This window comes from Clostridium sp. CF012 (assembly GCF_018861755.1).
GTDB lineage: Bacteria > Bacillota > Clostridia > Clostridiales > Clostridiaceae > Clostridium_AD.
In genome coordinates this window covers 173,923-197,744 of the sequence record NZ_JAHLEF010000003.1, presented here as the reverse complement: position 1 = coordinate 197,744, position 23,822 = coordinate 173,923, and the positions used below count along the sequence as shown (strand labels likewise).

The window sequence follows — 23,822 nt, the reverse complement described above, 5'->3', positions numbered from 1 at the left end:
TATAAATAATGTGGTGGATATTTATGGTTGATACTTGAAGAAATAAGGAAAATAGTTGCTACGTAGCTGTGGAGTTGTTTAATATTTGTGGTTTTGTACATACTCTCTTAATATGAGATGTATTTGAAAATCTAAAAGAAGAAAGAGGAATTTAATGAACAAAATAAAATTTATTGAACTAGGACTAAATGAATTCGTACTCCACGCTATACAAGATTTAAAATTTGAATATCCATCTGATATCCAAGAAAAGAGTATTCCAGTTGCATTGGAGCACTTTGATATTATAGGTCAGGCTCAAACTGGTACTGGTAAGACATTAGCCTTCGGCGCACCTATTATAAGCAGAATGGAAAAATCAACAGGAAAAGTGCAAGCAATAGTTTTAGCCCCAACAAGAGAACTTGCTATCCAAGTAGGCGAAGAACTTAAGCGAATTGCAAAATATGAAACAATTAAGATTTTACCCATATATGGAGGACAATCTATTGATATACAAACCTCAGCTTTAAAAAGAGGAGTAGATATTGTGGTTGGAACTCCTGGAAGAATACTAGACCATATTAGAAAAGGCACTCTGAAACTCGCCAGTACTAAATTTCTTGTTATAGATGAAGCAGACGAAATGTTAAACCTGGGTTTTATTGAAGATATTGAAAGCATTTTAAGTAACTTAAGTAAAGAGAGGCAGACTATGCTCTTCTCAGCTACTATGCCAAGAGCTATTAAAACATTGTCAAAAAAATATATGAAAACAGATACAAAGATTATAACTATTGAGAAGAAATCATTAACGGTTTCTAAAACTCACCAATATTATTACGAAGTAAATTCAAAAAATAAATTTGAATCACTATGTAAAATTCTTGATGTTGATGCTCCTAAGACTTGTATACTATTCTGTAAAACCAAAAAAGGCGTAGATAAGCTCGTGAGTGAATTACAACCTAGAGGTTATAGTGCAAAAGGTATGCACGGGGACATGAAACAAAGTGAAAGAATGAACACTCTAAAAAAATTCAAAGATGGTAATTTGAATTACTTAATTGCAACGGATGTAGCTGCAAGAGGTATAGATGTTGAAGATGTCACTCATGTAATAAACTATGACTTACCACAAGATAGTGAATCATATATCCATAGAATTGGAAGAACTGGTAGAGCGAATAAAGAAGGTATAGCTTATAGTCTTATTACAAGAGGAGAATCATCTGCTAAAAGGCAGATTGAATGCGATACTAAAAGCATAATCACTAAAAAAAGTATACCTACTATGCTAGATATTATTGCGGCAAAATCAGAAACTATTCTAAAATCTATAAAGTTAACTTTATTTGAAAATTTATATGATGACTTTATTCCACTAGGGAATACTCTCACTAAAGAATTTGGTGCTGCTGATGTAACAGCTTCTTTAATAAAAACTATTTTTGACAGTGCAGTTAACTATAACTATGCAGAGGAGGCTATACCTACAGGGGATAATGTTAGACTATTTCTTTCTATCGGAAAAATAGATGAGGTTATGACAAAAGATATTATATCCTTCCTATGTGAGACTGCTAATGTTAATAAAAATGAACTTGGACGAATTGATATTTTAGATAAATTCTCTTTTCTAGATGTGCCTGGAAATCTAGTAGATGCTATCCTAAGAAATAGCTCCGGCCACAAGTTACATAAAAGAAGAGTAAATATTGAGGTTGCTAAAGCTAGAAGATAGATTTTTTAGGATTAGGTAAGCCATACCTTTTAGTTATTATTTCGTCACCCCAGGTCATAACATAGTAAAGGGCTAACACAATATTTAGTTAATAAGGACACTTAAAGGTCTTTTTTAGGGTATAATAAAATAGCAAATTAAACCTTGAAAATATCTACATTGAACATTAATATTATAAGGAAGCAGTTACAGAGTTGTTAAAATGTAAAGAAGATAAAAAAACAAAGAAGAGGAAGGTAAAATATATGAAAAATGATATGAGCAAAAACATGGAAATAATGAAAAAAGTTATTGAAGAAAAAAAAGCGAAATCTTCAAATCAAAAAAACACTAAGAGGGCAGCAACCTACGGAACCCAAAGCTCGGGAGCTTCTTCTAAGGACAAAAATTATTAGGTCATACCGTAAACTAGAAGTTAAAGTAACGTACTAGTTAGTAAGATACGTTAAAACATTGAACAGAGCTCAGCTAATTTAGCTTCATTAGAAGATAGTATTAAGGTATTTAAATAATTTGAGTTTTAACTAACAAGTAAAAATGGAAATGAGGGAATGTAGATAGATTTGGAAACAAAGTTACTTGCATTCCCTATATGCTTTAACGGCGAATACCTTTCTTATAGGTATTTGTATTTCAGAAACATATTCATTTTCAGAATCTGAAAAGTCATAGTCTACTATATTTTTCTCGATAGAGTCTCCCAATATTTCATATCCATTTTCCTCAATCCATGCAATAAGAAGGGTATAGTGATTTTCGATATCTTTATAGGGACCTAAAAAAACAACACATGCAAACTCATTTTCTGGAATGGTTATCAATTCACCGTGTATTGTATTTTCAGTTGACAGAATTTCAATAAAATATTTAAATTTATTAAAACTTCCACTTTTCATATTTTCCCTTGAAAGAGAAGTGTATACTTGACCTTCAATAAGCCAGGAACTGAGCTTTAAATATTTCTCATTTTTTTTAACGGACTCTTTAAGTTCATACTCGTTTTTACTATCATTAATGTCTAAAACCACTCCAATTCGTTGAGGTAATCGCTTTATCTTTACAACATTCAGCTCTTGTTTTATATTTCCCAATAGCTCAAGTTTTGTATTTATTTTCTTTTTTAGGTTAATTAGAGTACTTATTTTTACATCAATTTCCTCTTCCTTATTTTTTAGTAAGGTCACCAAGTTGTTTGTATTTTTATTATTCATATATTTTTTAATATCACGGAGTGAGATATCAAGATTTTTAAAAAATAGGATTCTACTGAGTTTGAAAAAGTTTCGAACGCTATAGAATCTGTATTTATTTATAGCATCATAATTAGGTTTTAATAGATCGATTTTGTCATAATACCTTAAGGTATCAGTGCTTATATTAAAAAGCCTGGCTAATTCTCCAATTAAAAAAGTACCCTTCATAATTAGTCCACTTCCATTCTTAAATATTAAATTATTTACTATTACTATTACTATTACTATTATAAACTGTTAAGTAAGAATAAAGCCAATAAAATATATCAATGTAACATATTTACATTAGACATACTCTAAGATTTATACTCTAACTTATGTAGTTTTACCTATAATTTAGCCTATAATTTCAGCAGGATCGCTCGTTGTTGCATTGGGACTAGCAATTATAATAAAATCACTGAAAGAGACTAAAGTATCGCAAAGTTTTGATGAGGTTGCAATTCTAAAAAACTAGGAAAAAAATTGGTGAAAGCTAACTGAGAAACCACCGGAATACAATTAAATTCCGGTAGTTTTTTTTGTAGTTAAAGTATTATTTTAAAGGATTTACTCTTTTTTATATTTGCAAAGAAAATTATTAATAATTGTTTTAAGTAGGAAAGTTAGTGCATAGAATGGAATGTAGATTCAAAAAGTTAACGTACTAATTATTAATTTTGGTGTGATTAAACGAGGGGGAGAGTATTACGGAAAATGAAGTAGAAAATTCAATAATAAGGTTAATGAAAAAGCACAAGAAAATTGTTATAGGTGTTATAATCTCTCTTTGCACACTACTTGTTATATATTTTGGTATGGCAATATACTTTATGAATCATTTTTATTTTGGTTCTGCAATAAATTGCATTAATGTTTCAGGGAAAAATGTGGAGGAAGTAAATGAGCAAATGGAATCTGAACTTCAGAATTATGCACTAAATCTAAAAGAACGAGGCGGTAAAATTGAACAAATTAGAGCCCATGAGATTGGGTTAAAGTATAATTCAGATGGGAAATTTAAGGATTTAAAAGATAAACAGAATCCTTATAAATGGATTTCAGCATTTTTTAATACGGATGCTTCTAAAATGATAGAAGGAATTAAATATGATAAGCAGCTATTAAAAGAACGAATAGACACGCTCTCTTGTTTTGATAGTAGTAATATAGTTGAGCCTAAAAATCCTAGCTTTAAGTATACAGAGAATGGTTATGTAATTGTAGCTGAAATCGCTGGAAACAAGGTCAATAAAGACGTTTTATATGAGCATGTATCAGATGCAATACTTAAGGACGAAACTACAATAGATATGGAGACAATCAATTGCTATGATAAGCCGAGATATACTTCAAATTCTCAAAAAACAATAGACACCAAAAACATGATTAATAAATATGTTTTTTCAAAAATTACCTATACTTTTGGAACATATAAAGAACTTTTAGATGGTTCTACAATAAATAAGTGGATTACAATTGATGAGAGTCTTGAAGTCACATTCAATGAGAAAGAAGTTAAAAATTATATAGACGTACTTTCTAATAATTATAATACAAGTGGTAAGAAAAGAAATTTTGTTACGTCATCAAGAAATACAAAAAATATCGGTGGTGGTGATTATGGCTGGTCTATTAATAGAGCTAAAGAAACGAAAGCTTTAGTTACTGCCATAAAAGAAGGTCAAACTATAGCAAAAGAACCTGCATATATTCAAACTGCCCTGTCTCATGGTAACAATGATATTGGGAATACCTATATAGAAATAGATCTGGCAAAGCAGCATTTATGGTTTTATAAAAATGGTTCACTAATAGCACAAGGAGATATTGTTACAGGCAATGTAAGCTCTAATCATATAACACCAGGAGGCATTTATAAGTTAAAGTACAAACAAAGAGATGCTGTCCTTAGAGGACCAGGCTATGCTTCTCCTGTTACCTTTTGGATGCCCTTTAATGGAGGTATAGGAATTCACGATGCAAGCTGGCGAAGTGAGTTTGGAGGAAAGATATATAAGACAGATGGGTCTCATGGCTGTATAAATTCACCATACTATTTAGCAAAGGCGATATTCGATAATATTGAGTCAGGTATTCCGGTTGTTTGTTATAATTAGCAAGAGACGACTTCTTGTCGTCTCTTGGACCTATTCTGAAAACTGACTTCCCCTAGAAAACCTCACAAAAGAGCGGTAGCAGAATAGATTTTACTAGTTGTAATATCGAAGGTATGAGAATAAATATAGACTCCAGCACATTTTAATTGTATGTGTTTTTTTAATTAACCAATTATCATAGCTCCAATTAATCCACCTATCAATAAAGTGGTATCATAAAATATAAATGTTGGTACACAAGAGTCCCAAATATGATCATGCTGTCCATCTACATTTAATCCTGATGTAGGTCCTAAGGTACTATCTGATGCTGGTGAACCTGCATCACCAAGAGCAGCTGCAATTCCAAGTAATAATATTATTGATGCTGGGCTAAATCCTAACTTTAATCCTAGTGGACAATATATTGCTGCTATAATTGGGATTGTACCAAAAGATGTTCCTATGCCTATTGTTACTAGAAGCCCGATTATAAGCATTAAGGAGGCTCCTCCAAACTTGCCTCCAACCATTCCAGCTGTGGTATTAACTAAGGTCTCAATTGCTCCTGTCTCTCTTAAAACGTTACCATATCCTGCTGCAATAAGCATTACGAAAGCTATAAAAGCCATCATTTTCATTCCGCCATCCATAAGATTATCTATTTCTTTCCATTTTATGGATCTAGTTAAAATCATAACTGCGAGTCCAGCTAGTGCACCAAGTGGTAATGATTTTGTTATAAGTTGAACTGCAAAGGCTGCTAAAGCTCCTAAAAGTGCTAACCAATGCTTTCCTGTCATCTTAATTTCTTCATCATCCTCTGCTGAAAACTCCTCTAGCATAATTTCTTTATATTCTCTTGGTTTTCTATATACTATAAGTACGGCTAAAAGTAAACCAACTATCATTGATACTCCGCCTATCCACATTACACTTGAAATTTGGCCAATACTTACTGGGATTCCATTTTGACTCATTTGGTCTTTAATAATAGTAAAGAATAAAAGCCCAAATCCAACTGGTAATGATATGTATGGTGCCTTTAGACCAAAGGTCAGTGCACAAGCTACGGCTCTTCTGTCTATCTTCATTGTATTCATTAATGGTATTAGTGGTGGTATTAAAATTGGAATAAAGGCTATATGAACTGGTATTAAGTTCTGTGAAAAGCATGCTACAAAAGCTATGAGTAAAGTAAATACAATGGCATTTCCCTTAACTACTTTTGCAATCTTCTTTGCAAGTATATTAGCGAGACCAGTTTTACCTATTGCTACGGCTAATGCGCCCAGTAGAATATAACTTAATGCTGTTTCAGAGTTACCACCCATACCGGAAGTTAAAATTGACATAGTTTCAGGTATGGGCATTCCAGCAAGTAAACCTGCAATCATTGCAGCTATTAGGATTGCTAAAATTACATTTAATTTTAGTAGACACAGTACTGACATTAACACTACTGATACTATAACCGGATTAAATAATAACATTTCCATTCCACCTTTCATTTAAATTATACATGATTTTCTATTAAATGCAATATTTTAAGCGTGATAATACATTTTAACAATTATTCTGACAATATAATTTTGCTATTTTACAAATAGTAATAGCGAAGAAGAGTTTCCAGATGATGCGGATTCTCCTTGGTTTATTATGTTTTGAATTATAAGTTAACATATAACAATCTGTTATGCTACATAACAAATATCTATTATAAAAACCTTTCAGATTGTATTATAATTAAGATAAAATTGATATAAAATTAACAAACTTGGAGGACCCATAATGCTTTAATCTTTTTTTATGATAGAGCTTAAAAGAAAGGCGGTATGATGGTGAATAAGAAAAGTACATATGAAAAAATGTTAACTATTGGAACAGTAAATGTTATTTTAGCCATATGGTTTATAGTAACAGTCCTTGGATGGGTTGATCCTAAATTAGTACCTTCTCCGCAATCCGTATGGACTGCTTTGGTTGATATTTTGCAAAATGGGTACAAAAATTATACATTGCTACAACATTTAGGAACAAGTATGGGAAGGCTTGTTATTGCTTTCTTCGCGGCGGCTGTCATGGCAGTCCCTTTAGGACTTGCAAGTGGTTATAATTCAAAGACTCGGGCAATTTTTGAACCAATTATTGAATTTTATCGTCCACTTCCGCCACTTGCTTATTATACACTTTTAGTTTTATGGTTGGGAATTGAAAATGAATCTAAGATCGCACTTTTATTCTTAGCTTGCTTTGCACCGATTTATATTTCTTGCGTATCAGCGGTTATGAAAATAAAGGAAGACTATATAAATAGTGCGTACACTGTAGGTGCGAATAAACAGCAAATATTTATTCATGTGATATTCCCAGCATGTTTACCTGATATATTTATAGGACTTAGAACGGCCTTAGGTGTTGCTTATACTACTTTAGTATCCGCTGAAATGGTTGCAGCTAAATCTGGTATAGGGTGGATGGTATTAGATGCAAGTCACTATTTGAGAAGTGATATTATTTTTTTAGGAATCATCATAATGGGTATAACAGGTGTTTTATTAGATAAGAGTATACAATTTGTTGAACGCAAGATTGTTCCTTGGAAAGGTAAGGAATAAAAATATAAGATAGAGGGGAGCGATAATTATGAGATTAAAAAACATAATAACAAATGTTATAGTGCTAACTTTAATAGCGACATTATTTACAGGATGTGGGACTTCGAAAGAGATACCTACAAATACTAAAAAAAATAATGCGAATGTACCTAAGATGGTAAATATAGGGACTCAACAAATGCCTAATGATGAGAAAATTGCCATAGCAAGAGGTTTTTTTGAAGAAGAGCTTGGAGTTAAAGTTAATATTATTGAATTTAACGCAGGTGATATAAGAAATGCCCTTGTTTCAAAAGACATTGATTTTGCTTTACTTGGTTCATCATCTGCAACACTTGCCGTTGCAAGCGGTATTGATGTAGAAGTGATTTGGATACATGAAGTTCTTGGTAATTCAGAAAGATTGGTAGCTAAAAACAGTTCAAATATTAATTCTATACAAGATATTGTAGGGAAAAAAATCGCTACTCCATTCTCTACAACAGCGCACTATAGCTTATTAAAGGCTTTAGAGTTGAATGGTATTTCTGAAAAGGATTTAACACTACTTGATATGCAAATGCCTGAAATATATGCTGCATGGCAAAGAGGTGACATTGACGCAGCTTATGCGTGGGAACCCACACTATCTAACATTCTAAAGGATGGTAAAACTTTAATTTCAAGCAAGGATATGGCTGAAAAAAATGTTGTTACATCTAATGTAGAGGTTGTTAGACGAGAATTTGCGAAAAAGTATCCAGAGCTTGTAGTAAAGTATATTAAAGCTGTAAATAAATCTATTAAACTTTATAATGAAAATCAAACGGAGGCAGTTAAGACAATTTCAGATGCCTTAGAAATTACACAAGAAGAAGCATTAAAGCAGATGAAGGGCTCTATTTGGCTTACTGCGCAGGAACAATTAGAGCCTGATTATTTTGGAACAAGCGATAAGAAAGGTAATTTAGTAAGTTCATTAAAAGATACAGCTGATTTCTTATATAAACAAAAAAGTCTTATTTCTGAACCTCAAATATCTACTTTTAAAGATGCTGTAAACCCATCATATATAGAAAATGCACTAAAATAATTTTCAGAGTTAAACTGAAATAAAAACCTTAAATCAGTTTAATAAAGGTTAAAGGATATAATAGAAATGGGGAATTTTTATGGAAGAAATATTAAAACATAAAGCAGATTATGTTGTAACATTAAAAGATGTAAATTTAAGTTATTCTGGTGAAAAAGGTGAAGTTATTGCGCTTCAAGACATAAATTTAGACATTAAAGAAGGGGAATTCATATGTGTACTTGGTCCATCAGGTTGTGGTAAAAGTACCTTGCTCAAAATTATTGCTGGCTTTCTTAAACCTTTAGAGGGGGAAGCTAAAATGGACAACGAACCTATTAGTGGACCTGATTGGCATAGAGGTGTTGTTTTTCAAAGTCCTGCATTATACCCCTGGTTAAATGTTCAGGATAATGTTGCTTTCGGTCTGAAAATGAGAAAGTTACCCCAAAATGAGATTGTGGAATTAACGAATAAATATTTAGAGCTTGTAGGACTTAAGGGTTCTCAAAAGTATAAACCCTATGAGCTTTCTGGCGGTATGAAGCAAAGAGCTTCTCTTGCAAGGGTTTTAGTAAATAAGCCCAGAATGATTTTAATGGATGAACCATTTGGTTCATTAGATGCACTAACAAGACGAAATATGCAAACTTTAATAAGAAAAATCTGGACTAAAGCAGAAAATACAGTTTTCCTTATTACCCATGATGTTGACGAGGCATTAGCACTTGCCACAAGGATTATTGTAATGTCAAGCGGACCTGGTACAATCCTTAAGGAATATAATATAGATTTCACTTATCATATTTCAGGTGCAAATCATGAAAATGCAAGATATACATCTAAATATATGGAGATAAAAGAAGAAATTTTAAACCTTATCAATAGCCAAAATGAAGAATTGAATTTTTTATAAAAAACTTATAAATTTTATGTATAACAATCTGTTATGGTGTATAACACATGATTATTATGTAAACGTATTACATTGTATTATAATTAACACATAGTTTGATATAAAATTAACAAAAAATACGAATATTATATGGAGGTTTAACATGGGTAAAAAGTATTTAATAGTAGGTGGAGTTGCGGGTGGAGCATCTACTGCAGCAAGACTCAGAAGATTAAGTGAAGAGGATCAAATAATAATGTTTGAAAGAGATTCAGACGTATCTTTCTCAAACTGTTGTCTGCCATATCACTTAAGTGGGATAGTAGAAAAGGCAGAAAGCCTGGTGCTTATGCACCCAAAACAGTTTTTAGCACAATACAATATAGAGGCTAGGGTACATAGCGAAGTTATAGATATAGACAGAGATAAAAAAGAAGTAAGGGTTAAAAACACAATAACTGGAAAAGAGTATATTGAAAAATATGACAAGTTGATTTTATCGCCAGGGGCGAATCCTATAGTTCCTCCTATCAAAGGGATTGAAGATGTAAAGGTATTTACAGTAAGAAATGTTGTTGATATAGACAAGCTAAGCACACATATAAAGAAAATGGGAATAGAGAACATATCAGTAATAGGTGGAGGCTTCATAGGAGTTGAAGTTGCTGAAAATCTAAGGGAAGCAGGAAAGAATGTAACGCTAATTGAAGCTATGCCACATATCATGAAACCATTTGACTATGATATGGCTCAAATTCTTCATAAAGAAATGCGTGATAAGGATGTAAATCTAATCGTAGCAGATAAAGTAATTACCTTTGAAAAGGATACTGTTGTTTTAGAATCGGGCAAAAAAATAGAGGCTCAAGCTGTAGTTATGGCTATTGGTGTACTACCAGAAACTTCACTTGCAGTTAAGGCTGGACTTGAAATTGGAGAAACAAGAGCTATAAAAGTAGATCAAAATTACAGAACTAGCGACAAGAATATATATGCAGTTGGAGATGCTATTGAGGTATATCATGCCTTAGCAGGAAGAGTTACTAAGTTATCATTAGCAGGTCCTGCTCAAAAACAAGCAAGACAAGTTGCAGACCACATCCATGGTAGAGTTGTAAGAAACACAGGAGTTATAGGATCATCAGTAGTAAGATGTTTTGATTATAATGCAGCTTCAGTAGGCTTAAATGAAGAAATGATAGAAGCTCTTAAATTAGACATTAATTATGAAGTAGCTAAGGTAATTCCAGGAGATAAAGTCGGCCTAATGCCTGGTTGTGAGCCACTACATTTTAAGTTGATTTTCCAAGTGCCAACAGGAAAAGTATTAGGAGCTCAAGCAATTGGAAGAGGAAATGTGGATAAGAGAATAGATGTAGTTGCTACAGCTATTAAATTTGGAGCAACAGTAGATGATTTAAGAGATTTAGAATTAAGCTATGCACCACCATTTGGAACGGCTAAAGATGTAGTTAACTTTGCTGGTTATGTTGCTACTAACTTATTACATGATGAGTTTAAGCAAGTAAGTGAAAAAGACGTAAGAGGTTTAGTTGAAAGTGGAGCTTGCATAATAGATGTAAGAGAAAAGCATGAGTATGAATTAAGTCACATAATTGGAGCTATGAATATACCACTTAGTGAAATAAGACAAAGAGTAAATGAAATACCAAAAGATCAATCAGTATACCTACACTGTAGAAGCGCACAGAGGAGCTACAATGCAACCATGGCACTTCAACATTTAGGCTTTACAAATATTTATAATATTGCAGGTGGATTTATGGGAATATCCTTCTATGAATACTTCAATGATCAAACAACGGCCAGAGAAAAAATAGTTACTGATTACAATTTCCTATAATATATTATTTTATGTGAGTTTGGCTGTTTATCTTAATACAGCTAGATTCACATGGAAAACAACTAAAATTAACTATAGAAAGGAATTAAAATATGAATAATATAGAAGGATCTACAGGTTTAAATACTAAGGTTAAAGTAGTAAATGGAAAAGCAGTTATAAATAAAACACAATCTTTTGTTGGAGTTACTATTTTAATAGCTATGATTATCTTTGCTATAAACTTATCCGCAAAGAACCCTAAGTTAGGACTATTTTTAATCACTGGACTTGCTATCGGTTACATAATGCAACGATCAAGATTCGGATTTGCAGGTGGTATAAAAAAATTATATATAACAGGAGATTGATCTTTAACAAAAGCACTATTGTTTTTGCTTACTATATCATTAATAATAACAGCCGGAATACATTATGGTGCATTTACGGGTGGCGCTGAGGTAGCATTTAGAGCAGCAGAAGGGGCTAAGATAATTCCGGGAACTCAAAATGTTTTTGGAATTAACATTTTAACAGTACTTGGTGGAGTACTATTTGGTATTGGTATGATGTTTGGTGGAGGGTGTGCTTCTGGAACACTTACGGACGCAGGGGAAGGTGAAGGAAGAGCTTTAATAGTGTTGTTCTTTTTCATAACAGGATCCCTATGGGGAGCATATGATATGAGTTGGTGGAAAAAGACTGTATTTTTCACTTGGAGTAAAAAAGTTTACTTGCCAGACACTTTTGGTTATATCGGAGCTATCATAATTTCATTATTAGGATTTTTAGCAATTTATGTTTTTGCTAAATGGTATGAAAATAAGAGAAGAAGAGCAAATACTCTTATTCAACCACAATACGCAGAATGGGAAAAAGAATTGCCGGAAGCTAAGGATTATAAGTTCTTTAGTAAAGAAACCTATCATAAGTTTTTTGTAAAAAGATGGTCTTTTTATACTGGAGCAGTACTTTTAACAGTTATGTTTGAGGTAATATTACTTACAACGGGTAAGAGCTGGGGAGTAACTTCAACTTTTGCAGAGTGGGGAGCCTGGATATACCAATCATTAGGTTTAGTAGATGTTTCAACTTGGGGATATTTTTCTGATAAAATGAAGACTATTAACGGAGGATTCATGAATGACCCAGGTTCAATGAGAAACATAGGAATAATAATAGGGGCAACGTTATCTCTATTATTAGCAGGACATTTCTCATTTAAGAAAAAATTTAATTTAAAAGATGTTGCCTTCTATGCAATTGGTGGATTATTAATGGGATATGGTGCAAGGCTTGCATCTGGATGTAATATAGGAGCCTTATATTCAGCAATAGCTAATATGTCATTATCAGGATGGGTGTTCATGCTAGCTTTAACTGTTGGTGGAATAATAGGAGTTAATTTAGTTAAGAAGTTTAACGTTGCGACGTAAATTTGACTAAATTTGACATATGTAAAGAATAAAATGCTGTGAAGTCTTTAGACTCCGCAGCATTTTATTACGTCAGTTTAAGTAACGGCCAGTACGGTAGGGGGCGTGTATTGAATTAATAAGTAGTATACTATATAATAAAACAAATAAAACAAAAAAAACTAGAAGGATGATGAATGTTGTCTAATGATATGGATTTATTAATACAGAAGCGACAGGAAACAATAAAAAAGCAAAAAAATCAGATTCCTTATGCAATTGGTATTTTTATGGTTGCGTCAATTGTCTGTGTATTTCTTTGGAAAAATAATCAAAATTATATCGTCTATTGGACTGTAGGGATTGGAATTGGTATTGCACTACGGTATTCCAGGTTTTGTTTTTCAGCAGCACTGAGAGATCCATTTTTTTTAGGAAATACAAAGCTTTTTAGGGGGTTACTATTAGCTTTGATGATAAGTACTATAGGTTTTGGAGTAATTCAATATACCTATCTTAAACATAATTCTATAGACTACGGCCTAATTCCAGGGTCTATAACTTCAGTAGGACCTCACATTATAATAGGAGCATTTATGTTTGGTGTTGGAATGGTTATTGCTGGTGGGTGTGCATCAGGGGTTCTTATGAGAATTGGAGAAGGACATGCTCTTCATTGGGTTGTTTTGTTAGGATTTTTAATTGGAAGTACTCTAGGGGCTAAGAATTACCCCTTTTGGTATGAAAAAATTATTAGCAATACAAAGGTGGTTTATTTTCCAGAATATATTGATATAAAAATCGTTATTGTAATTCAAATGATTGTTTTAATAGTTTTATATAAGATATCAACTTTGTATGAAAATAAGGGATTAAAGAATAAGTGATGAAGGAGATTTTATGGAAGTAAGAGATATTGATTGCTTATATGAAGCGTGTCCCATTCCGATACTTAAGGCAATAAAGGAATTAAGAACAATGAATTCAGGAGATATCTTAGTTTTACATTCCGATCAAAGTTGTATTGGAGTTATGGTAGAAGAATGGGGAGATCAGAATAATTACCCAATAAGAGTGTTGGAAACAGAAAATGGAGAATGGGAAATTTACATTCAAAAAACCTGATATAATGCGGGAGGGTTGAACCGATGGTTAAATGGTTAAAAAAGCCTTGGCCTTATTGGGTTGGAGGTATTTTACTAGGCGTGTTTAACGTAATTTTATTAGCTATAAGTGGAACTACCTGGCATCTAACTACTGGTTTTCTACTATGGGGTGCTGGAATATTAGAGTGGATTGGATTTGAACCCTTTAAATGGGAATATTTTAGAATTTTTGATTATAAGTATGGAGATATAATTTCAAATCATAATATATTCATTAATAAATATGCTATTTTAAATATAGGGGTAATTGTAGGTTCTTTAATTGCAAGCCTATTATCCTCACAGTTCAAGATAAAAAGGTTGAAAAATAAGAAACAGGTTGTGCTTGCTCTTATAGGGGGGATAATTATGGGTTATGGAGCAAGGCTTACGTCCGGATGCAATGTTGGAGGCTTTTTTAGTGGAATTCCATCCTTCTCTCTACATGCATGGGTTTATTGGATCTTCGTTACTTTGGGTGCAATAGTTGGAACTAAAATTTTAGCTAAATATATAATATAGGAGAAATTAATGTACTCCTATATTATTAACAAAATCCTCTTTTACTGGAAAGAAGAAAGTCCACAAACATTTGTTCATGAGGGCTAAACACATAGTTTTTCCTAAAACTAATGTAGTAATTAAATTCTATTTTAATCCCATCCACTTGAATATGGTGAAGAGAACCTTTTTTTAGTTCATTTTTAACTATTAACTTAGGTAAAAATGAAAAACCTTTTCCAGCAGAAACTGAAGATTTAATAGCTTCCGGTGAGTTTAGAGAATAAATAACATTTAACTCCTCTATAGAAACCCCCTTTTCTTGCAGGGCATCCTCTACTAAATATCTTGCATTTGAAGTTTTTTCTCTTAAAATTAGAGGAAGCTTTTTTAATTCTTCCATAGTAATTATTCTTTTGTTATCACTAGCTTGTCCAACTAAAATCAACTCATCTGAAGATATATATTTTGTAGCTATGCTATTTTCTTTAGGAAGATCTTGAATAATTCCTATATTAATAGAATGACTGCATAACTTTTCTACAACCTCAGTTGAATTTGCAACGTCCATATTTATATCTAGTTCACTATAAAGTTTTTTGAAAATATATATACTGCAAGGGAGAGCATACTCGCCGAGACTTTTGCAAGAACCAATAATTAACTTTGGCATATCTTGCTGTACACTTTTAATATCCCTTTCTATGTTACCTTCAATAGCTAAGATTGTATCTGCATAACTAAAGACAACTTTTCCTTCTTCTGTTAACTCAACACCTTTGTTACTTCTTATTAAAAGGCTTGCACCGAGTTCATTTTCTAAATTTTTAAGTTGCATACTAAGTCCAGGTTGAGTAAGATGAAGAAGTGCAGCAGCTTTTGATATACTATTACATTTGGCAGTCATATGAAAGGATTGCAGATGTTGCAAGTTCATTTTCTCACATCCTCAAGGTTAAAATAATCTTAATCCATTATATCACTAAATATATTATAATTCCTATAAATGAAAATATACATAACCTAAAAAAAAAAGCTTGACGATATTACTAATTAGTAATATATTATAGGTATGGATAAAGAAAAAAACACTTATGGAGAATTAGTAGATTTAAATTTAAAGACATTAATAGCATTGAGTAGATGTACTCAAAATGTTCATAAAACAGAATATAAAACTATTAAAGCGGGAGGTTTAACAGTTTCTCAGTTTGCAGTACTTGAGATTTTATATCATAAAGGAGATTTGAGGGTCTGTGAAATAATAGATAAAATTCTTTCCACTGGTGGAAATATGACTGTTGTTATAGATAATTTAGTCAAGGTAAATCTTGTTAAGAGATGTACTGATCCAAAAGATAGGCGAGTTAATTTGATAAGTATTACTGAAGAAGGAAAAAGCCTCATGAGTAATATATTCCCAAAACATTTAGAAAATATAAATGAAATCTTTAGTAAATTAACATCAGAAGAAAAGAAAAATTTAATAAGTTTACTTAAAAAATTATCAGGTGTATAAATATATACACCATATATTTTAATCATTTATTACTAATTAGTAATAAACTAGTTAGTTGTATAATGATTAAAAAATTTATTTAATGAAAGGAGAGTTTAAAATGTTAAGGAAATTAGAAAGTGAAAAAATGGGAGGGAGTGATCTTGGATGGTTAAAAAGCAAATTTCATTTTTCATTTGCGCAGTATTATAACCCAAACAACATGGGATTTGGGGTATTAAGGGTGATAAATGATGATTTAGTTAATCCTCATACAGGATTTGATACCCATCCTCATAGAGATATGGAGATTATATCCTATGTTATTGAAGGAGAATTAACCCATGGAGATAATATGGGAAATATTGGTACATTAAAACGTGGTGATGTTCAATACATGAGCGCAGGTACAGGTGTTTATCACAGTGAGCATAATTTAGGAGAAAAGACAGCAAGATTCTTTCAAATATGGATACTTCCTGATAAAAGTGGACATAAACCTAATTACGGTGAATATAAATTTGAATGGAATGAAAGAAAAAATAAATGGCTCAATATGGTATCAAGTAATCAAGGCGACGCAAGTATAAAAGTTAATCAAGATGTGAATATATTTGCATTAGAATTAGATGAGAACAATGAAATGAATTATTGGGTTAAAGCAGATAGGCAAGCGTATTTAGTTCAAATAGAAGGCAGATCAAATATTAATGGAATTACTCTAAATCAAAGAGATGCCATGGAAATTATTGAAGAAGATATAAAAATAAAGGCAGAGGTACTTTCACATTTCATTATTGTAGAGATGAGAAAGTCAGAAGAGTAATATTAGACTACTCATAAGAGCATTATCTTATGATTTAGATAGAGATAAATAGGGAATATTAATTTATATTTGTAAATAATAAAAAAAATAGATAATAAAAATTGGAGGAATAATAATATGAAAAAAGATTTTTACACCGCTGTAGCAGACAGACGTTCATTTTATGGAATTAGTAAAGAAAAGGTAACAACAGACGAGGTAATAGAGGAAGTTATTCAGCAGGCCGTAAAGAATACACCATCACCATTTAATTCTCAAAGTGCAAGAGTAGTTTTATTGTTAGAAAAACACCACGATAAATTATGGGATATTACAAAAGAAAGTTTAAGGAAGATAGTTCCTGCTGATAAGTTCGGCGATACTGAGGATAAAATAAATTCATTCCGTAATGGATATGGCACAGTTTTATTCTTTGAAGATGCTGCTGTAACGCAGTCTCTTCAGAGTCAATTCCCACTTTACTCGGACAATTTCCCGGTTTGGTCGCAGCAATCAAGTGGAATGCACCAATACGTTATATGGACTGGGTTAGAAATTGAGGGGTATGGTGCATCACTACAACACTATAACGGACTTATTGAGGAAGATGTAAAAAAAGAATGGAATGTGCCAAGTAACTGGACACTCATTGCACAAATGCCATTTGGAAAACCAACAGCGCAGCCAGATGAAAAACAGTTTCAACCATTAGAAGATCGCATTGCGGTGTTTAAATAATTTATACTTTAACTAACCATTAAAATGCAATTGAAGGGAATATAAGTAGAGTTGTGTAAATAAATCTACTTATATTCCCTTCATATTATTTTTAGCATTATTTTACTTATATAGCCAAATAATGATGGTGGAATTTATAGTAAATTCTATTATCAGAAAAAATGTATGAATCATCTTACTCAACTGAGGATGTGTCTAAAGTTGAATAAGATAAAATGAGGCATTATAATTTAAATGATGGAAAGTTACTGAAAATTTTATTGAAATGTCAAAGGAAAAGTTAAATATATTGCAAAATTAAAATTATATGTTAAAATAAGGTATAATACGGTATGGAAGGATGAAACTTATGTTCAGAAGAAATAAATCGGCATATAGAGCTATTGAGATAGTATCACTAATAGCCAATAATAAGAAATCTATGACTATAGCTCAGGTAAGTAGGGAGTTAGATATCCCAGGAAGTAGCGCTTTTGAACTTTTATATACATTAGTTGAAACAGGTGTACTCATCGTAGATAGTGAGGAATTGAAAACTTTTAAATTGGGTATAAGAAGTTTTGAGATAGGGTCAAAATATTTAGAAGGAATTAATTTTAACAATGTAACAATAAAATATCTGGAAAAATTATCAGCAACTACAGGGGAAACAGTTTTTATGGATGTAGAAGATAAAGGACATGTAATTCACATAAATAAAGTAGAAGGAACTAATACTTTCAGAAGCACTTGTAACGTTGGACATAGAAACTATATGCATTGCTCCAGTGTCGGAAAGGCTTTATTAGCAACTTATTCAGATGAAACAGTCAAGGAAATAGTAGACAGGTATGGACTAACAAAGAAAACCAAATTTACAATTACTGAGTTTAATGATTTAATTGAAGATATAAAAATTACTAGACATAGGGGCTATGCTATTGATGATAGAGAAGATGTAATAGACGGATTATGTATTGGAGCTCCAATATATGATCATTTGAATAAAGCTATTGCAGCAATTAGTGTATCCTGTCAATATTCAAAAATGACAAAACCTAAAATAGAAGAATTTGCAGCTTATACATATTCAACTGCGTTAGATATATCTAAACAAATAGGATTTAAAGAAGATAAACTTTATTATAATTTTTGATATTTTCTATAGCAAACGTAAACCTGCCTAAAAAGGTAGGTTTATTTTTTGTAACCATCCCCTACATATCAATAAAAACATATTTTTGTAATTACTGCTAACATGCTTGACAAAGCAATGTGTTGATATTATAATTATGTTAATGAGATTGTGAATACAATTCACATATGTAAATTATGTTAGTGAATAAAAAAGCATTCCTGCTATAAGGTTATTTAAAATTTTCATCTATAATTATATGATTTATTGTGAATGTTATTTACGTATGTGAATTATGAAAGTGGAAAATAATATTTTATTTTCTGACCATTCTCATGGAAAATATAAAAAAATTAGGAGGGTTAAAATGACAGAGAAAAAAGTATTACTTATAACAGGTGCCGCAATAGGCATTGGATTTGAAACAGCAAAACTATTTGCAAGTAAAGGGTACAGTATAGCATTTAATGACCATAACGAGAAAAATGGTGAAAATGCTTTAAATACGTTAAAGGAGTTAGGAGCAGACGCAGCATTTTTCTGTGGAGATGCAACTGATGAAATCGTAATAAATGAAATTGTAAAGAAAGTTATACAAAAATTTGGTAGAATTGATGTTTTGGTTAATAATGCAGGCGGATTAGGTGGTAGAAGCAGTGTTGAAGAAATGACAACGGAATTCTGGGATAGGGTATTAAACTTAAATTTAAAGAGTACATTCTTTTGGACAAGAGAAGCTATTCCATATCTTAAAAAATCACCTAGTTCCAGTATTGTTAATATAACATCTTTAGCGGCATATAATGGTGGGGGTCCTGGAGCTACTGCATATGCTGTGTCTAAAGCAGGGGTATTATCATTTACAAGAGCTTTAGCAAAAGAGTTAATTCCCTTTGATGTAAGAGTCAATGCCATATCACCGGGAACAATTGATACGGCATTCCATAATGCAACAGAAAAAGGTATTGTAGAATCATGGAGGAAAAGTATACCAGCTCAAAGGTTAGGTCAGCCGAAGGAAGTTGCAGATATTATTTACTTCTTAGCTTCACCTCAGTCTTCATACTTAGTTGGAGAAGTTATTCAAATAAATGGCGGACAGATGATGCTTTAAAGCAAACTCTTCATATAAGTATGTAGATTCTTATATGAAGAGTTTTTTACATAGAAATCTAACGTAAGAGGTGTAAATTATGAAAAGATTAAAGATAATTCAAAAAATAAGTGAATATGGAATAGTAGCAGTTATTAGAGCAACTTCAAAAGAAGAAGGTGTAAAAATTGTAGAGGCAGTTAAAAAAGGTGGAATTAAAGCACTTGAAATTACAATGACAGTACCAGGTGCAGTAGATATAATCAAAGAATTGTCTGAAATATATAAAGGTGATGAAGAAGTACTTATTGGAGCAGGAACTGTTCTTGATCCTGAAACAGCAAGAGCTTGTATTTTAGCTGGTGCAAAGTATATAGTAAGTCCAAGCTTAAATCCAGAAACTGTAAAGTTATGCAATAGATATAGAATAGCAGTAATGCCAGGTGTAATGACAGTGAAAGAAGCCGTAGAAGCCTTGGAGCTCGGCGTTGAAATTATTAAGGTTTTCCCAGGGAATGCTTTTGGACCATCAATTATCAGTTCATTTAAAGGTCCTCTTCCACAAGCTAACTTTATGCCAACAGGAGGAGTATCCCTAGATAATATTAAGGATTGGATTAAGGCCGGTGCGATAGCCGTAGGAACTGGTGGGGATTTGACAAAGGGAGCAAAGACTGGGAATTATGAATTAGTAACTGAAACTGCTGCTAAGTTTGTTTGCGCAGTTAGAAAAGCAAGAGAGGAGAAATAACATGGGTAAAATTATAACTTTTGGTGAAATAATGCTTAGACTTGCACCAGATGGTTTTGAAAGATTTGCACAAGCAAAAGAGTTTGGAGTTGTTTATGGTGGAGGGGAAGCAAATGTGGCTGTGTCACTTGCAAACTATGGCAAGGAAGCCTATTTTGTAACAAAACTTCCGAGGCACGAAATCGGACAAGCAGCAGTAAACGAGCTTAGAAAATATGGTGTAAATACTAACATGATAATAAGAGGTGGGGATCGCGTAGGCATTTATTACTGTGAAAAAGGTGCTTCTCAGAGACCTTCTAAAGTGATTTATGACAGAGCTTACTCAGCTATTGCAGAGGCGAAAAGAGAAGATTTTAATTGGAAAGAGATTTTTAAGGGTGCAGAGTGGTTCCATTTTACAGGAATAACTCCTGCGCTTTCAGATGAATGTGCTGCCATTACTTTAGATGCAGTTAAAGCCGCTAAAGAAGCTGGAGTAACAGTAAGTGTAGACTTAAATTTCAGAAAAAAACTATGGAGTAGCGAAAAAGCAGGCAAGGTTATGGGAGAAATCGTAAAGTATTGTGATGTAGTTATAGCAAATGAAGAAGACGCTGAAAAGGTCTTTGGAATTAGTGCAGAGAACACAGATATTACAGGTGGAACCTTAAATGATGAGGGATATAAAAGTGTTGCAACAAAGCTTACAGAGAGGTTTGGATTAAAGTATGTTGCAATTACACTTAGAGAAAGCTTTTCAGCAAGCGACAATGGATGGTCCGCAATGCTTTATGATGGAACAGAGTTTTATAGCTCGAAAAAGTATAAAATGCACATAGTAGATAGAGTTGGTGGCGGAGATTCCTTTGGAGCAGGACTTATATATGGTTTAACCTCTGGTCTTTCACATCAAGATTCACTTGAATATGCAGTGGCTGCTTCATGCCTCAAGCATACTGTAGAGGGAGATTTCAACCTTGTGTCTAAAGGCGAAGTAGAAACGCTTATGAATGGGGATGCGTCAGGAAGGGTGCAAAGATAATTATGGATGTAGTAACCTTTGGGGAGTCTATGGTTTTATTTGGACCAGAATTCTTCAGGGCCCTTAAGATACGTTCAGAATTTCAATAAATCTCTTGCAGGAGACGGATTTGCTGCAGGTTTTCTTTCAGGAATGTTAAACAAATTAGATTAAAATAATTTAAGTTTGAGGAGATTTTATATGTTTTTTGCAGCAATTCAAAGTGTATTAAGTATAATCATAATGATTATGATAGGCTATTTTTTAGCATATAAAAAGCTACTTGACGAAAAGGCAATTAAGTTAATAACAACCATTGTTATCAACATCTCACTTCCAATGATGATGTTGAATACAATTCTGAGCAATTTTACAAAACAGAAGCTTATAGCTGATTCAGGTGGCTTATTAGTTCCTTTTTTAACCATATGTAGTTGCTTTATTATTGCCAAACTATTTGCTAAGATTGCAAAAGTTAAGGCTAATAGAAGGGGTCTCTTTGTATCCATGTTTTTTAATTCAAATACCATATTTATGGGACTTCCAGTTAATTTGGCGTTATTTGGAGAAAAGAGTGTACCCTATGTGCTGCTTTATTACATAGCTAATTCTGCGTTCTTTTGGACTTTAGGTGTATATGAAATAGCTAAGGATGGAAATAAAAAAGATTTAAAACTGTTTTCAATTGATTTTATGAAAAAGCTATTGTCTCCACCTTTAATGGGGTTTCTTGTTGGAATGGTGATGTTGTTATTAAATATTAAATTACCATCATTTATCATGGAAACGAGTAAATACTTGGGAAATCTTACAACGCCCTTATCCATGTTTTTTATTGGCGCATCTATTTACTTAGTAGATTTGAAATCTGTAAAGCTCAGCTTAGATATAGTTTGGATATTAATAGGTAGATTTATAATTTCTCCAGTGATAGTAATGCTGATGGTACCTATGTTTAATATACCGCATCTTATGGGTTCTGTTTTTATTATACAGGCGGCTATGCCTGTCATGGCTAATTCTGCAGTAATTGCAAAGGCCTATGATTCCGATTACGATTTTGCTGCCTTAATGATAGCGATTACGACTATAAGCACCCTGATGGTAATACCAATTCTAATGGCAGTATTGTAAAGTACTATGTTTTGTCCAATGGGGTTGATTTTGAGTTGCAAAACCTATAAAAAGCATAATAGTCAATGCTTTAATTTGGCTATACATATGGATAAAAAATATTGTTTCTAATTACTGTTAACATCCTTGACAAAGAAATATAATGGTCATATAATTAAATTAGAAATTGTGAATTGAATTCACATATGTAAACGATATACTTAATAAGTAAAGAGGTGTGATATGAAGAAAAATAATTTTTCTAACGAGCTAAAAAATAACTGGCAATTGTATGTGCTGATTTTACCGTTAACAATATGGCTTCTATTGTATTTTATTAAACCACTATGGGGTATCGCAATTGCATTTGAAAATTATAGTCCATTTAAAGGAATCTTACATAGCGATTTTGTTGGACTTGATAATTTCAAGGATTTAATGTCTGGTCCGTCATCCATATATTTCTGGAGAGCATTTAAAAATACTTTGATTATTAGTTTATACGGTATAGTATTCGCTTTCCCTATACCTATAATATTAGCTTTATTATTTAATGAAGTTAAGAATTCAAATTATAGAAAATTTGTACAAACAGTTACTTATTTGCCTTATTTTATATCAGAAGTAGTAGTAGCAAGTTTAGTTATATCTTTCTTAGCACTGAATACAGGAATAGTAAATGTACTAATCGGTAATTTTTTTCACATCTTTGGTATTGAATATAGTCAAATACAGTTTATGTTAATTCCTAAATATTTTAGGTTAATATATATCTCCTCTGGGGTATGGAAAAGCTGTGGGTTTGATTCGATAATTTACTTTGCTGCACTTTGTGGGGTATCTCCGACACTGTATGAAGCTGCAAAGATAGATGGGGCTAATAAACTAAAACAAATTATTCATGTAAGTTTGCCAGGAATAACTCCTACAATTGTTATAATGTTAATTATCAGAATAGGACACATTTTGAGTATAGGGTATGAAAAGGTTTTATTATTGTACAACCCTATGATTTATAGCACAGCAGATATTTTAAGCACATATACATATAGGTTAGGTATGGAAAATGTAAACTACGGATTATCAACTGCAGCAAGTCTAATAAATTCTATCATAGGGTTTTGCCTGGTAATAGCGGCGAACAAGATATCTAAAAAATTGACACAAACATCATTGTGGTAAGGA

22 protein-coding genes and 1 pseudogene are annotated in these 23,822 nt (G+C 32.2%); 20 read left to right on the top strand and 3 right to left on the bottom strand.

What is annotated here, in order from left to right:
- The first annotated feature begins 154 nt into the window (after window positions 1-154).
- Both KPL50_RS05125 and KPL50_RS05120 read left to right on the top strand, forming a co-directional pair.
- Window positions 155-1,723, top strand: coding sequence for a DEAD/DEAH box helicase (locus tag KPL50_RS05125; protein WP_216297380.1), 1,569 nt, complete (start codon window positions 155-157; stop codon window positions 1,721-1,723).
- A gap of 245 nt (window positions 1,724-1,968) precedes the next feature.
- Complete coding sequence (locus KPL50_RS05120; RefSeq protein WP_216297379.1) at window positions 1,969-2,118, top strand: hypothetical protein; 150 nt, start codon at window positions 1,969-1,971, stop codon at window positions 2,116-2,118.
- A 180-nt stretch (window positions 2,119-2,298) separates the two neighbouring features.
- Here the strand turns inward: KPL50_RS05120 and KPL50_RS05115 are convergent, their stop codons facing one another.
- Window positions 2,299-3,144 (bottom strand): GyrI-like domain-containing protein, encoded by an 846-nt coding sequence (locus tag KPL50_RS05115; RefSeq protein ID WP_216297378.1) that lies wholly within the window; start codon window positions 3,142-3,144, stop codon window positions 2,299-2,301.
- A 557-nt stretch (window positions 3,145-3,701) separates the two neighbouring features.
- Between KPL50_RS05115 and KPL50_RS05110 the strand changes: the two genes are divergently transcribed.
- The gene (locus KPL50_RS05110) at window positions 3,702-5,075 is read left to right on the top strand and encodes a L,D-transpeptidase family protein (RefSeq protein WP_216297377.1); all 1,374 of its coding nucleotides are present in this window, start codon (window positions 3,702-3,704) and stop codon (window positions 5,073-5,075) included.
- 164 nt (window positions 5,076-5,239) lie between these two features.
- Here the strand turns inward: KPL50_RS05110 and KPL50_RS05105 are convergent, their stop codons facing one another.
- Window positions 5,240-6,547: a Na+/H+ antiporter family protein gene (locus KPL50_RS05105; protein ID WP_216297376.1), complete on the bottom strand. Its 1,308-nt coding sequence runs from the start codon at window positions 6,545-6,547 to the stop codon at window positions 5,240-5,242.
- Window positions 6,548-6,889: 342 nt separating this feature from the next.
- Between KPL50_RS05105 and KPL50_RS05100 the strand changes: the two genes are divergently transcribed.
- The 8 genes and pseudogenes from KPL50_RS05100 (at window position 6,890) to KPL50_RS05065 (ending at window position 14,543) form a co-directional block, all read left to right on the top strand.
- Window positions 6,890-7,672: an ABC transporter permease gene (locus KPL50_RS05100; RefSeq protein WP_216297375.1), complete on the top strand. Its 783-nt coding sequence runs from the start codon at window positions 6,890-6,892 to the stop codon at window positions 7,670-7,672.
- A gap of 28 nt (window positions 7,673-7,700) precedes the next feature.
- Complete coding sequence (locus tag KPL50_RS05095; protein WP_216297374.1) at window positions 7,701-8,744, top strand: glycine betaine ABC transporter substrate-binding protein; 1,044 nt, start codon at window positions 7,701-7,703, stop codon at window positions 8,742-8,744.
- Window positions 8,745-8,823: 79 nt separating this feature from the next.
- Window positions 8,824-9,639 (top strand): ABC transporter ATP-binding protein, encoded by an 816-nt coding sequence (locus KPL50_RS05090; RefSeq protein ID WP_216297373.1) that lies wholly within the window; start codon window positions 8,824-8,826, stop codon window positions 9,637-9,639.
- 142 nt (window positions 9,640-9,781) lie between these two features.
- Entirely contained in the window at window positions 9,782-11,482 is a 1,701-nt protein-coding gene (locus KPL50_RS05085; RefSeq protein ID WP_216297372.1) for an FAD-dependent oxidoreductase, read from the top strand.
- A gap of 158 nt (window positions 11,483-11,640) precedes the next feature.
- Window positions 11,641-12,897 (top strand): annotated as a pseudogene (locus KPL50_RS05080) (YeeE/YedE family protein).
- A 179-nt stretch (window positions 12,898-13,076) separates the two neighbouring features.
- Entirely contained in the window at window positions 13,077-13,763 is a 687-nt protein-coding gene (locus KPL50_RS05075) for a YeeE/YedE thiosulfate transporter family protein (RefSeq protein WP_216297487.1), read from the top strand.
- A gap of 13 nt (window positions 13,764-13,776) precedes the next feature.
- Window positions 13,777-14,001, top strand: coding sequence for a sulfurtransferase TusA family protein (locus KPL50_RS05070; protein WP_216297371.1), 225 nt, complete (start codon window positions 13,777-13,779; stop codon window positions 13,999-14,001).
- A gap of 23 nt (window positions 14,002-14,024) precedes the next feature.
- Window positions 14,025-14,543 carry a YeeE/YedE thiosulfate transporter family protein gene (locus KPL50_RS05065; protein WP_216297370.1) on the top strand — a complete coding sequence of 173 codons (519 nt, stop codon included), beginning with the start codon at window positions 14,025-14,027 and terminating at the stop codon, window positions 14,541-14,543.
- Window positions 14,544-14,568: 25 nt separating this feature from the next.
- On the opposite strand, the gene KPL50_RS05060 is transcribed toward KPL50_RS05065, so the two are convergent.
- On the bottom strand, window positions 14,569-15,459 hold the full coding sequence (locus KPL50_RS05060) for a LysR family transcriptional regulator (RefSeq protein ID WP_216297369.1): 891 nt from the start codon (window positions 15,457-15,459) through the stop codon (window positions 14,569-14,571).
- 135 nt (window positions 15,460-15,594) lie between these two features.
- On the opposite strand from KPL50_RS05060, the gene KPL50_RS05055 reads away from it, so the two are divergent.
- The 9 genes from KPL50_RS05055 to KPL50_RS05015 all read left to right on the top strand — a co-directional run bounded on the left by KPL50_RS05055 (window position 15,595) and on the right by KPL50_RS05015 (window position 23,819).
- Window positions 15,595-16,041 carry a MarR family winged helix-turn-helix transcriptional regulator gene (locus KPL50_RS05055; RefSeq protein ID WP_216297368.1) on the top strand — a complete coding sequence of 149 codons (447 nt, stop codon included), beginning with the start codon at window positions 15,595-15,597 and terminating at the stop codon, window positions 16,039-16,041.
- A gap of 100 nt (window positions 16,042-16,141) precedes the next feature.
- Window positions 16,142-16,846, top strand: a complete 705-nt coding sequence (locus KPL50_RS05050; protein WP_216297367.1) for a pirin family protein — start codon at window positions 16,142-16,144, stop codon at window positions 16,844-16,846.
- A gap of 117 nt (window positions 16,847-16,963) precedes the next feature.
- A complete protein-coding gene (locus tag KPL50_RS05045) occupies window positions 16,964-17,563 on the top strand; it encodes a nitroreductase family protein (protein WP_216297366.1) in 600 nt (199 codons plus the stop codon).
- 349 nt (window positions 17,564-17,912) lie between these two features.
- Window positions 17,913-18,698, top strand: a complete 786-nt coding sequence (locus KPL50_RS05040; protein WP_216297365.1) for an IclR family transcriptional regulator — start codon at window positions 17,913-17,915, stop codon at window positions 18,696-18,698.
- A 346-nt stretch (window positions 18,699-19,044) separates the two neighbouring features.
- Window positions 19,045-19,791: an SDR family NAD(P)-dependent oxidoreductase gene (locus KPL50_RS05035; protein ID WP_216297364.1), complete on the top strand. Its 747-nt coding sequence runs from the start codon at window positions 19,045-19,047 to the stop codon at window positions 19,789-19,791.
- 79 nt (window positions 19,792-19,870) lie between these two features.
- Window positions 19,871-20,521: a bifunctional 4-hydroxy-2-oxoglutarate aldolase/2-dehydro-3-deoxy-phosphogluconate aldolase gene (locus KPL50_RS05030; RefSeq protein WP_216297363.1), complete on the top strand. Its 651-nt coding sequence runs from the start codon at window positions 19,871-19,873 to the stop codon at window positions 20,519-20,521.
- 1 nt (window position 20,522) lies between these two features.
- Window positions 20,523-21,545 carry a sugar kinase gene (locus KPL50_RS05025; protein ID WP_216297362.1) on the top strand — a complete coding sequence of 341 codons (1,023 nt, stop codon included), beginning with the start codon at window positions 20,523-20,525 and terminating at the stop codon, window positions 21,543-21,545.
- A gap of 180 nt (window positions 21,546-21,725) precedes the next feature.
- On the top strand, window positions 21,726-22,658 hold the full coding sequence (locus KPL50_RS05020; protein ID WP_216297361.1) for an AEC family transporter: 933 nt from the start codon (window positions 21,726-21,728) through the stop codon (window positions 22,656-22,658).
- A gap of 222 nt (window positions 22,659-22,880) precedes the next feature.
- Entirely contained in the window at window positions 22,881-23,819 is a 939-nt protein-coding gene (locus KPL50_RS05015) for a sugar ABC transporter permease (RefSeq protein WP_216297360.1), read from the top strand.
- Window positions 23,820-23,822 lie beyond the last annotated feature (3 nt).

Excerpts from the sequence above, each read along its gene's own strand:
- KPL50_RS05015 (WP_216297360.1), top strand. The coding sequence starts at position 22,881 with ATGAAGAAAAATAATTTTTCTAACGAGCTAAAAAATAACTGGCAATTG.
- KPL50_RS05040 (WP_216297365.1), top strand. The coding sequence starts at position 17,913 with ATGTTCAGAAGAAATAAATCGGCATATAGAGCTATTGAGATAGTATCA.
- KPL50_RS05090 (WP_216297373.1), top strand. The coding sequence starts at position 8,824 with ATGGAAGAAATATTAAAACATAAAGCAGATTATGTTGTAACATTAAAA.
- KPL50_RS05025 (WP_216297362.1), top strand. The coding sequence starts at position 20,523 with ATGGGTAAAATTATAACTTTTGGTGAAATAATGCTTAGACTTGCACCA.
- KPL50_RS05055 (WP_216297368.1), top strand. The coding sequence starts at position 15,595 with ATGGATAAAGAAAAAAACACTTATGGAGAATTAGTAGATTTAAATTTA.
- KPL50_RS05065 (WP_216297370.1), top strand. The coding sequence starts at position 14,025 with ATGGTTAAATGGTTAAAAAAGCCTTGGCCTTATTGGGTTGGAGGTATT.
- KPL50_RS05095 (WP_216297374.1), top strand. The coding sequence starts at position 7,701 with ATGAGATTAAAAAACATAATAACAAATGTTATAGTGCTAACTTTAATA.
- KPL50_RS05125 (WP_216297380.1), top strand. The coding sequence starts at position 155 with ATGAACAAAATAAAATTTATTGAACTAGGACTAAATGAATTCGTACTC.
- KPL50_RS05070 (WP_216297371.1), top strand. The coding sequence starts at position 13,777 with ATGGAAGTAAGAGATATTGATTGCTTATATGAAGCGTGTCCCATTCCG.
- KPL50_RS05110 (WP_216297377.1), top strand. The coding sequence starts at position 3,702 with ATGAAAAAGCACAAGAAAATTGTTATAGGTGTTATAATCTCTCTTTGC.
- KPL50_RS05045 (WP_216297366.1), top strand. The coding sequence starts at position 16,964 with ATGAAAAAAGATTTTTACACCGCTGTAGCAGACAGACGTTCATTTTAT.
- KPL50_RS05060 (WP_216297369.1), bottom strand. The coding sequence starts at position 15,459 with ATGAACTTGCAACATCTGCAATCCTTTCATATGACTGCCAAATGTAAT.
- KPL50_RS05085 (WP_216297372.1), top strand. The coding sequence starts at position 9,782 with ATGGGTAAAAAGTATTTAATAGTAGGTGGAGTTGCGGGTGGAGCATCT.
- KPL50_RS05050 (WP_216297367.1), top strand. The coding sequence starts at position 16,142 with ATGTTAAGGAAATTAGAAAGTGAAAAAATGGGAGGGAGTGATCTTGGA.
- KPL50_RS05120 (WP_216297379.1), top strand. The coding sequence starts at position 1,969 with ATGAAAAATGATATGAGCAAAAACATGGAAATAATGAAAAAAGTTATT.
- KPL50_RS05035 (WP_216297364.1), top strand. The coding sequence starts at position 19,045 with ATGACAGAGAAAAAAGTATTACTTATAACAGGTGCCGCAATAGGCATT.
- KPL50_RS05115 (WP_216297378.1), bottom strand. The coding sequence starts at position 3,144 with ATGAAGGGTACTTTTTTAATTGGAGAATTAGCCAGGCTTTTTAATATA.
- KPL50_RS05100 (WP_216297375.1), top strand. The coding sequence starts at position 6,890 with ATGATGGTGAATAAGAAAAGTACATATGAAAAAATGTTAACTATTGGA.
- KPL50_RS05030 (WP_216297363.1), top strand. The coding sequence starts at position 19,871 with ATGAAAAGATTAAAGATAATTCAAAAAATAAGTGAATATGGAATAGTA.
- KPL50_RS05105 (WP_216297376.1), bottom strand. The coding sequence starts at position 6,547 with ATGTTATTATTTAATCCGGTTATAGTATCAGTAGTGTTAATGTCAGTA.
- KPL50_RS05020 (WP_216297361.1), top strand. The coding sequence starts at position 21,726 with ATGTTTTTTGCAGCAATTCAAAGTGTATTAAGTATAATCATAATGATT.